General features: G+C 43.1%; 11 protein-coding genes and 1 CRISPR repeat array. Of the genes, 5 read left to right on the top strand and 6 right to left on the bottom strand.

The window, feature by feature from the left end:
* Nucleotides 1-54: 54 nt before the first annotated feature.
* The 3 genes from OSCI_RS13285 to OSCI_RS13275 form a co-directional block, all read right to left on the bottom strand.
* Nucleotides 55-273, bottom strand: coding sequence for a hypothetical protein (locus OSCI_RS13285; RefSeq protein ID WP_007355489.1), 219 nt, complete (start codon nt 271-273; stop codon nt 55-57).
* Nucleotides 274-598: 325 nt separating this feature from the next.
* Nucleotides 599-1738, bottom strand: coding sequence for a CRISPR-associated endoribonuclease Cas6 (gene cas6 / locus OSCI_RS13280; RefSeq protein ID WP_007355488.1), 1140 nt, complete (start codon nt 1736-1738; stop codon nt 599-601).
* A 383-nt stretch (nt 1739-2121) separates the two neighbouring features.
* A CRISPR array of direct repeats spans nt 2122-2680; the repeat unit is 36 nt; unit sequence CTTTCATTACTCATTTCCCCGCAAGGGGACGGAAAC.
* Between the two features lie 92 nt (nt 2681-2772).
* Nucleotides 2773-2979 (bottom strand): hypothetical protein, encoded by a 207-nt coding sequence (locus OSCI_RS13275; protein WP_007355487.1) that lies wholly within the window; start codon nt 2977-2979, stop codon nt 2773-2775.
* A gap of 186 nt (nt 2980-3165) precedes the next feature.
* Between OSCI_RS13275 and OSCI_RS13270 the strand changes: the two genes are divergently transcribed.
* Nucleotides 3166-3579 (top strand): hypothetical protein, encoded by a 414-nt coding sequence (locus OSCI_RS13270; protein ID WP_007355486.1) that lies wholly within the window; start codon nt 3166-3168, stop codon nt 3577-3579.
* 252 nt (nt 3580-3831) lie between these two features.
* Here OSCI_RS13270 and OSCI_RS13265 read toward each other — a convergent pair whose 3' ends face one another.
* Nucleotides 3832-4848 (bottom strand): sulfate/molybdate ABC transporter ATP-binding protein, encoded by a 1017-nt coding sequence (locus OSCI_RS13265; RefSeq protein WP_007355485.1) that lies wholly within the window; start codon nt 4846-4848, stop codon nt 3832-3834.
* Between the two features lie 325 nt (nt 4849-5173).
* Nucleotides 5174-5326 (bottom strand): hypothetical protein, encoded by a 153-nt coding sequence (locus tag OSCI_RS29940; protein WP_007355484.1) that lies wholly within the window; start codon nt 5324-5326, stop codon nt 5174-5176.
* A 103-nt stretch (nt 5327-5429) separates the two neighbouring features.
* On the opposite strand from OSCI_RS29940, the gene OSCI_RS13255 reads away from it, so the two are divergent.
* Complete coding sequence (locus OSCI_RS13255; RefSeq protein WP_007355483.1) at nt 5430-5795, top strand: hypothetical protein; 366 nt, start codon at nt 5430-5432, stop codon at nt 5793-5795.
* A 555-nt stretch (nt 5796-6350) separates the two neighbouring features.
* On the opposite strand, the gene OSCI_RS13250 is transcribed toward OSCI_RS13255, so the two are convergent.
* Nucleotides 6351-6791 (bottom strand): FAD/NAD(P)-binding protein, encoded by a 441-nt coding sequence (locus tag OSCI_RS13250; RefSeq protein ID WP_007355480.1) that lies wholly within the window; start codon nt 6789-6791, stop codon nt 6351-6353.
* 37 nt (nt 6792-6828) lie between these two features.
* Between OSCI_RS13250 and OSCI_RS13245 the strand changes: the two genes are divergently transcribed.
* The 3 genes from OSCI_RS13245 to tpiA all read left to right on the top strand — a co-directional run.
* Nucleotides 6829-7797, top strand: a complete 969-nt coding sequence (locus OSCI_RS13245; RefSeq protein ID WP_234708749.1) for a hypothetical protein — start codon at nt 6829-6831, stop codon at nt 7795-7797.
* Between the two features lie 160 nt (nt 7798-7957).
* Nucleotides 7958-8140, top strand: coding sequence for a PCP reductase family protein (locus OSCI_RS13240; RefSeq protein WP_007355478.1), 183 nt, complete (start codon nt 7958-7960; stop codon nt 8138-8140).
* Between the two features lie 159 nt (nt 8141-8299).
* Nucleotides 8300-9023, top strand: a 724-nt coding sequence (gene tpiA / locus OSCI_RS13235) for a triose-phosphate isomerase (protein ID WP_039962277.1), incomplete at its 3' end; no start/stop codon positions are given.

The following is a 9023-nucleotide window of genomic DNA, read 5'->3' as shown; positions in this document are numbered from 1 at the left end:
ATTAATCGAAAATTAAAAATTAAACTTTAAATCAACAATGAAAAATAAGTAAATCTACTGAACTGCCGAAAGTTCTTCAACTACTTTAATCCGTCCCTGACGCACGGAGCGAAGCAGTCTATTGATGGAGCGCCTTTCATCTTCACCGAGAGATTCATCAAAAACGGCTGCCATGAGTCCGTAACGATCCGCTAGAGTAATGCAGTTAGTGGCATTAGCTTGGGCAAATAATTCGCTTAGAGCTGAGTGAATTAAGTAGATGGGAGCTTGCATGGTTAGTTGGTTTGAACTTTAATACTTACAGTATTGGTCATTTTTTTGTTGCAATCTGTGATGAAGCTAGGCTAATCTCAGTGATTCTACTTAGGAAGTCGTATGACTGAAATCTCTAAGATTATGTGAGCAGCATCACAAGACCTCTAGAGAAGAAGGGGCTAGGGGCTAGGGGCTAGGGGCTAGGGAAGAAGGGGCTAGGGGCTAGGATGCTCAGGGCTAGGGAAAGAAGGGGAAGAAGGGTAAAGAAGGGGAAGAGCAATGAGGGTTTCAACGATCGGCTATTGGAGAGCGATCGCTTCCCGGATCTCGCAATGACAATAATTTAGAATGTCCTAACTACCTCTTCGACTTCATCATTAGCTTTCAAACAACGCCGCGCCAACTTGACATAGGTTTTGACAGTTTCGTAGGGCATTTCTAAGTCGAGGGCGATCGCACTTAGTGACTCTCCGAGTTCCCGCCTTGCGAGAATCGTAGCCCACGTTTCGGCAATCTCTTGGGCGCGAGTTCCACCTGTGCGCTGTCGCTTTGCCATGAATGCTTCGGTCAATTCTGCAATTCGAGATGCTAATAAATTTTGCCTTGGGGAAACTGGCAAAATGTCACTCAGGAGCCAACCTATTCTAGTTTGCCCTAAGCCAAAGGTGGTTTTGTGACCAGTTCCGCAGTAAGGGGCTAGTTGTGCTAAAGCATAGAAGTATTGCCCGAAATCAGAATTTTCATTTACTTTTTTGGATACTCCTAATTCTATGGCTCCTGTAAATCCTGTAACGGAGCCTTTTTTGCCCGCGATGACTTTGGCGGACTCTAATTTGTGGCGGTGAATAATTACTGTTTCTTCAATCCAATTTAGGAATCGATCTTGAGGAATTTTGATGTCTGAAAAATCGTTCCACCGACGCAGGTAGCTATGAAAAAGATTTTTGGGAACTGGTAAGGGAAAGTGATGTTGCTTGCTGCGAAAACTGGTTGGGGTGAGAAAGGTTAATTGAATTGTGGAGGTGCGAGAGAGTGAGGTAGTTAGCAATTGTTTGTAAGTAGTAGGAGGTAAAGCTAGCTGACAAGAAATGATGCGTAAGGGAGCATTTCGTAAGTCCACAACGGCGGGCAAGTTTTGTAACCATTTACTCGCCCATTGAGCAACTGGTTGGGAAAGGATATTAATATACCAGCGATAGGTTTTGTCAGCTTGCAGTTGTAGGTCTTTTCCAGCAGCCAGCAATTCTCCTTCTAATCCTGAAATGGTAAATGCTTTTTCTGATTGCTCGTCGTGGAGAGAGCGGGATAATTCTGGGTTAGTTTGTTGAACTTGAGCGAGAAACCAGGCGTGTAAGCCAATGGTGTACTCAGCATAAAGGTAGTCATTGCTGTGGGGGGCTAGTTCAATGACTAGCCCGACTAATTCTGTGTCCGCAGGCCAAGGGAGAGGTTGATGCTTTTTTTGGGTGGGTAGTTTTGGCATAGGGGCTAGGGGCTAGGGGCTACGATGCTCAGGAAGAAGGGATATAGAATCAACGGTTTCAGTAATTCCGATCGTAGGCCTTGACAAAGACCTTTTCCATCTGTATGCTGAGGTTAATTCACTTCAGGACTTTGAAAATTTTATAGTTTTGGTCAATCGCGTGGGGTTTGTTTCGTGACCCGTAGACAATAATCGACGCAATCCGAGAAATCGCTGAAAGCCTCATTCTTTCGTTGAGGTGTGTCGATTCCTTTCCCCGTAAGGGTTTGAGATGTTATCGCTCAGGGCTTATTGAAGATGACCCCCCTTTTATTGACAGGTAAAATTTATTGCGTCGATTTGCCGTCTGAAACTCTCTCTGGGTAAGGAGTTGTAGCGTAGCTCTTTCATTACTCATTTCCCCGCAAGGGGACGGAAACTATTCTATGTTTGTTTCTCCATCACGTTCCCAATTAGCTTTCATTACTCATTTCCCCGCAAGGGGACGGAAACCCTTTTATAAAGGTGGATTAGAAACCACCTCCTCAATGTCTTTCATTACTCATTTCCCCGCAAGGGGACGGAAACGGGTTAATTCAGTGTACATACTTGAACTATTTTTATCTGACTTTCATTACTCATTTCCCCGCAAGGGGACGGAAACGAGCAGCAGCCTCTTGACCGTTAGTCATTGAAAACTAACTTAGACTTTCATTACTCATTTCCCCGCAAGGGGACGGAAACTTTTCAGAAAAATGTGTATGTCACAAGAAAGAGTCTTTCATTACTCATTTCCCCGCAAGGGGACGGAAACCAGTAAGATGTCTGATAATAATCCATTTTTTTACCTCTTTCATTACTCATTTCCCCGCAAGGGGACGGAAACCCTTGTCCCGCTGTGGCAGCGGAGTTGGGTCCATTTGAGGCCTTTCATTACTCATTTCCCCGCAAGGGGACGGAAACGTTTAATGTTTTTTAGAAAGTAATAAAAATAACTATAACTTTCATTACTATCGCGATCGCTCCCTTACAATTAAGAGCGATCGCACCTTCGTCTATTCTGGAAAATCAGGAATCACCCATTTAGGTGGCTCCGATCGCTTCTTCCTTACCGCTTCCTCAGCCATCTCCAGCATTTTATCCAGAGAAGTGTTTTCTATGAAACTTGACGTTGCTGCCGCATATTCCCGCTTCGGGCATTTATCGCCCAAAATGCAGCCGTTGACGCACTCTACAGCACAATTTACTGTACTTTCTACCATATTCTCTTTCCTTCGATGCTGCCGACAATTCGCAGGCCGATGCTCTCAGAGCCTTAGCTGAGAAACTGCCCGGTATATGTATTTTACTTTACAAATTGCCCTAAATGCCGCTCGAGGGCCATAGCCAGAGCGATCGCGATCGCCGAGCTGTAATACAATCAAAACAACCCACCTTTTCTCTGCACTATGAGTAATCCTCTAGGTCGTTTAAAAAACTTACCCTGGCAAGAACTCCTTCAAATTGCCGCCCTCACCAATGCGATCGCGATCGTACTAGAGTTATTCTTAGGGTGGGGTTTCGCGCAATCTCCTATCGTTCGCAACATCCTCAAACTACTCTACAGCTCTTCCTTGGGGGTATTAATCCCTGTCGCTACAGCAGTGGGAATGGGCGCACTAGCAGTGTACATCTTCGAGCAACGGCAGCAACAATTTCTGCTTAACAGTTCTAGTTTATGGGCTTTAGTTGTATGTTTACTTCTAGGTTTGGCTTTAAAGTATCTATTACCAGTACCTGCTTTTCTAGTCGATTTATCTGAAACTACACTAATAGGAATTGTACTGGGAGTGTTTTGGAAAGGGCGACCTTACTGGCGATGAAATGCAAATTGTGAGTTAAGCTTTTCTATATTTAATCGACATACAGCACATACAGCTATTGTTGCTAGATAATTTAATAGGACTTACGCACAGAGAAAGTTCGTAATTCCTATGTAAATCCTATTAAACAGGAGTTACGCAGGGAGTCCCAGAAACCGGGTTTTTGAGATCATCTGTGGGTAAGAACGAAGTATTTTCGTCAAAAAACCCGGTTTCTTTGGTTGGGTGCGTAAGTCCTATTAAATTTATCAGCTAAACGACCAACTCAACGGGAAATGCTTTAGCTTGTCGAGGCTTCACATAAACTCGCTGATTGACCTGTACATTGAGCTGTTTAAAGCGATCGCGGTCTAAGTAAGCAGTAATTATCTCCTGCTCATCTACAATCAATTCGATTTGAATTTCCCAACCCAAATAGACGATACGATTAATTTTTGCCGGGGCAAAGGATGCTTCAGGTTCGGTTTGAATTAAAACGTCATGGGGTCGCAAATAAATTTGAGGAGAGGGAGCTTCCAAGCTCTGACGTGCAAAAATTCCGGCTGTACTAGAGAGGACGTTTACAGGGCCAATAAAGCTCATCACAAAGGCTGTTGCTGGAGAGTCATAAATCTGAGCTGGCGTACCGACTTGTTCGACTCTGCCTTTGTTCATTACGACAATTTCATCGGCGACTTCCATCGCTTCTTCTTGGTCGTGGGTAACAAAAACTGTGGTGACGTTAACTTCGTGGTGTAACCGCCGCAACCAGTCGCGCAATTCTTTGCGAACTTTGGCATCTAGAGCTCCGAAGGGTTCGTCTAGCAAAAGTACCTGGGGTTCTACGGCTAAAGCTCTGGCTAAGGCTACGCGCTGTCTTTGACCTCCTGAAAGTTGGGAAGGATAGCGATCGCCTAATCCGCTCAGTTGTACTAAGTCTAAAAGTTCTTCTACTCGTTTGCGCGTTCTGGATTTGGGAGATTTGCGGATGTCCATACCAAAGCCAATATTATCACGAATTGTCAAGTGTTTGAATAAAGCATAATGCTGAAAAACAAAGCCGATTTGACGCTCTTGTACTGACTGATAAGTTGCATCTTTGCCAGTAATCCAAATTTTGCCGATGTCTGGCGGTTCTAGTCCGGCAATCAGCCGCAATAATGTTGATTTTCCTGACCCTGATGGCCCTAGTAGTGCTACTAAAGAGCCTGTTTTAATTTCTAGGTTCACTTGGCTTAGTGCCTGAAAAGAACCAAAGTGTTTCGATACATCTTCAACTAAAATTCCCATAGATTCCCTGCCTCAATAAACTTTATAGGTTGTGATTTTTTTTGCGTTGTCAAAGGGAGTGCGATCGGGAATCATTTTTTCTTACTCCCGTTACTCGCTTAAGTGACTGTGTTAAGTCGATATTATACTAACTCCTGTATGCTGGTCGATCTAGTGTAGTTTACAATTCTTTAAGATTTGGCGACTAGATGCTCAGGTTGATATCCCCATCTGCCTTTAAAAAGGATGGGCTATTTTATTTTGTTTAAATATATAGTCCGCCAGGGGTTAAAACCCTTGTCTCATAGCTAAAATCGGTTCAAACTGACCAAAAGATAAAATTAAGTTATGTTTTTTCAACCACCTTTTGACGGCAACCGATGGGAATACACTTCTGGTTTTTAGCTAAAGTTGTGAGTTCTCTGAACGCATAGTCTAACCAAACAAAGCCATATTCCCACTCAATGTGATACATCGGTTTCCGCTGTAACGGCATCATCAGTGGTCTGTACCTCTTCCCTGCTAAAAAAACAAACGGGTTAATTTCTATTGAAAATTCTGCTATAATTTTAGCACGAACTGCAAACAATCAAAGATTTAAAATGGTAGAACTAAATCAGTTACTGTTAGAGCTTGAAAGCAACCTCAAATGGGAAGGAGCGACAAAAGAATGGAAAGAGCGGCGGGAAAGTTGGGTTAGCGATGTAGCAGCATCAGTTAACCTGACATATCTAGCAGAATTGCTAGTTGAATTGGAATCTAACTTGCAGTGGGAATTGGTGGATACTCACTGGAAAGAGCGTGCGGACAGTTGGGTAGAAGAATGTCGGGGTGCATCAATTGTTCAAGAAATATCAAGTTTATTGCTGGAACTAGAAAGCAATATAAATTCGGAAGCTATGGCTGATAAATGGCAGCAGAATCGCTTCAAGTGGATACAGCAACTACACAAGTATAACGAGACCTAATGTAGATGGGGTACAATAACAACAGTGAGTAAACCAATTCCAGAAGTCTTGCTCGTCAACTTGCTCAAAAGCTGTCGTTATTGCTGAGGAAAAAACGGAACTGTAAAAAATAGCGCGTTAGTTCTATATTTCCTAATGGAGAGTTTTTGCTTGACCAGTTTTTGAACTAGACTTTTAGTGACACCAAATTGGGTTGCTACTTTCCTGATTGACATTTTTCCTACTAAATATGGTGTCACTATTTTTTCTCTAAGAGCGAGTGAATATGCTTTCATTAGGTTTGATTACACAGATATTTCATTATTTTTGATTGCACCTCATAACAGCGGGAACCGCTGTAAATTTCATTTTCTTCGTCTAAATATTCGACTGTGAACGATAAATTTAGACCACTGTTACTTCCTTGATAAGTAGAAGGAAGAAGGAAGAAGGCATGGCAATTCTCGTACCCATTCTGTAATTTGCTCACGATTTAAGCCCTCTTGTATCCTGTATAATGACCTCTTAGTTGCATCTGGGTTTTGTAAAAGCCAAGCTCCTATGCGGTTTAAGGCATTAATTAAATTGGACATTCGATCTCCTCGCAATAATATTGCCTAACTTCCCAAACACCTGATTAAATCTTTTGCTAAGGGAGTCGATGACGGCACGCCAGTTGACCTCGGAAGTGCTATCCTGCTGTAGTTGTTGGCGGACTAGGCGCAGTAAGGCGCGGATGTTTTTGGGGGCTGTTTCCGGGCTGAGGAAGGCGGGATAAGGGGTTGCGGGTTTGTGGGGATGGGGGAATAAACCGTGACGCGAGACTACGTGAATGATACCTTTATGGCCGGAGTCTCGGAGTGCGATCGCTTCATCGTTCAGCCGTTCTAAATGCACATAATTTGGCGCTTTTGCTTCGGCTTCATCTAAAACAGTCTCAATGTATTTACCGTAAATATTACGGGGGATAAATGTATCTGGTTTTACATCGTTGCCAATAGCTTGCAGCCAGCGCAATACTAAATTAAATGTTACAATTAAATCAATTGAGTTGATGAGTTTAATTACTATGCAATTAGGACTGCCCGATATTTCTCAAAGCTTTGAAAAGACAAAAGGATTTTTGACAGAACAAGTTGGCAAAGCTGTTAATTCTACTTCCGAAGTAACAGCACAGGCTAAATTTTCTCTCTCCGCAAATGCTGACAAGGCAAAAGAAGCTCTCAGTCAAACTACTAATTCTGCCGTTGAGGTTGTAAATCAAGTTAAGAACAAGGCTTTAGTTACAGTAACGGAGACAACTGAAAAAGCCAGGAATTCTCTATCTGAAGTTACAAATCAAGCCGTTACTCGCGTTAGTGAAACTACAAACAAAGCTGTTGATGCTGTTACTCACTCTGCCGCAACTGCTAAAGAAACTCTCACTCAAGCTACTAATTCCGCCGTCACTACTCTGAATCAAACAACTAGCCAAGCTGTAGATAGTGTAAATCAAGCAAAAGAAAAGGCTAAGGCTTCATTACAAGATAGCATTCATCAGGCTGAAAATATTAGCAGTGCTGCTTCAGATACTCTTCAAAATGCTATTAATGCTAGCGTCAAAAATTGGGTTGATTCTCATCCTTTAATTTTTTGGTTGGTGAGTCATCCGCTGATAGCGTTAGCATTGCTGCTGCTATCTATATTTATTATATTGGGTTTGTTTCAAGCTTTAGGTAGCTTTTTTGCAAGAGGATGGTTATCTATTTTGCAACTCCCTGGAAAATTTATACAAGGGGTTTTTACTGTCGGCTCTAAGTCTGTGAGTAATCTTGGTGGAGTCGCTGTTAACTCATTGGTTTCAAGGAATCTGGGAGAAAATAATAATTTATCTTTACAATTGAACGGAGTTCAATCAAATAGTTCGGAGTCTCAGGAACGACTTGCTAATATTTTGACAAGGTTAGAGGCGATTAGACAAGAGCAGAATCAGCTTTTACAGGAAGCCGAGGCTATTTTGAGCAAGCAATTTAATCCAGAGTGAGAAGGTGTGGATCGCAACCTTTGTTCTATTTTTTGCTAAGATGATTCTAAACCTTCTTTTTCCATGTTCGCGCGATCGCACCTCGTGGTAAATTTAAAATATCCAAACTTTTCTTTAAAAGCCGATAGATCGCTGTTTGCAGCCGATCGCCGAATAAGCCATGCCCGATTACTTCTCAGACGATTTAAAATGGACGCTTGAAGCCAAAGCCAAGCTGAAAAATATTCCCTATTTTGTTCGGGGACAAGCACGAATGCGGATAGAGCATTTGGCCCGCGAAGCTGAAAAGGAAGTTGTAACGGTTGAGCTGGTTGAGCAAGCTCGCCTCGAATTTGGCCAGTAAATGTTTGTAACGCCGCCCTCTGGACGGTTTTTTACCGCAAATAAGGGCGGCGTTACGTCAAACATGGGTAATTCCTGAATGCAAACTAACAAAAATGCCCCGCAAAGCCTTAAACTGATGTTGCATTTTGTAGTGTTCTGAGGTCTACTGAGGTCGTCCGTGCGGAAAATAGTTATTGCTGGCAATTGGAAAATGTACAAAACCCAGAGTGAAGCTCTGGAGTTTCTCAAAGGGTTCACGTCTTGCTTGACTGAAACCCCAGAAGAGCGGGAAGTCATTCTATGCGTTCCCTTCACCGCTTTAACCCTGCTCTCGAAAAATATGCACGGGGGCCGTGTGATGCTAGGTGCTCAGAATGTTCACTGGGAAGAGTCGGGTGCATATACGGGGGAAATTTCGGCCCCGATGCTGACAGAAATTGGGGTAAGATATGCGATCGTGGGTCACAGCGAACGCCGTCAATATTTTGGCGAAACTGACGAAACTGTAAATATGCGGTTGAGGGCGGCTCAACAGCATGGTTTAATTCCAATTTTGTGTGTGGGCGAAAGTCTGCGACAACGGGAAGAGGGTGAAGCAGAAACTCACATTGCTTTTCAGTTAGCAACGGATTTGATTGGTGTGGATCAGCAGAAGTTGGCGATCGCTTATGAACCGATTTGGGCGATCGGCACCGGTCGCACTTGCGAATCCACCGACGCTAATCGGATTATTGGCTTAATTCGCAGCAAACTAAATAATCCTGATGTGCCAATTCTTTACGGCGGTTCTGTCAAACCCGATAATATCGATGACATTATGGCTCAGCCAGAAATTGATGGGGTATTAGTCGGTGGAGCGAGTTTGGAACCTGCCAGTTTTGCTCGAATTGTCAATTACAAAT

The sequence above is a fragment of the Kamptonema sp. PCC 6506 genome, from assembly GCF_000180455.1.
GTDB classification, from domain to species: domain Bacteria; phylum Cyanobacteriota; class Cyanobacteriia; order Cyanobacteriales; family Microcoleaceae; genus Kamptonema; species Kamptonema formosum.
This window is presented reverse-complemented; position numbering and strand designations above follow the sequence as displayed.

Excerpts from the sequence above, each read along its gene's own strand:
- OSCI_RS13270 (WP_007355486.1), top strand. The coding sequence starts at position 3,166 with ATGAGTAATCCTCTAGGTCGTTTAAAAAACTTACCCTGGCAAGAACTC.
- OSCI_RS13265 (WP_007355485.1), bottom strand. The coding sequence starts at position 4,848 with ATGGGAATTTTAGTTGAAGATGTATCGAAACACTTTGGTTCTTTTCAG.
- OSCI_RS13255 (WP_007355483.1), top strand. The coding sequence starts at position 5,430 with ATGGTAGAACTAAATCAGTTACTGTTAGAGCTTGAAAGCAACCTCAAA.
- OSCI_RS13285 (WP_007355489.1), bottom strand. The coding sequence starts at position 273 with ATGCAAGCTCCCATCTACTTAATTCACTCAGCTCTAAGCGAATTATTT.
- cas6 (WP_007355488.1), bottom strand. The coding sequence starts at position 1,738 with ATGCCAAAACTACCCACCCAAAAAAAGCATCAACCTCTCCCTTGGCCT.
- OSCI_RS13275 (WP_007355487.1), bottom strand. The coding sequence starts at position 2,979 with ATGGTAGAAAGTACAGTAAATTGTGCTGTAGAGTGCGTCAACGGCTGC.
- OSCI_RS29940 (WP_007355484.1), bottom strand. The coding sequence starts at position 5,326 with ATGATGCCGTTACAGCGGAAACCGATGTATCACATTGAGTGGGAATAT.
- OSCI_RS13240 (WP_007355478.1), top strand. The coding sequence starts at position 7,958 with ATGCCCGATTACTTCTCAGACGATTTAAAATGGACGCTTGAAGCCAAA.
- OSCI_RS13245 (WP_234708749.1), top strand. The coding sequence starts at position 6,829 with ATGAGTTTAATTACTATGCAATTAGGACTGCCCGATATTTCTCAAAGC.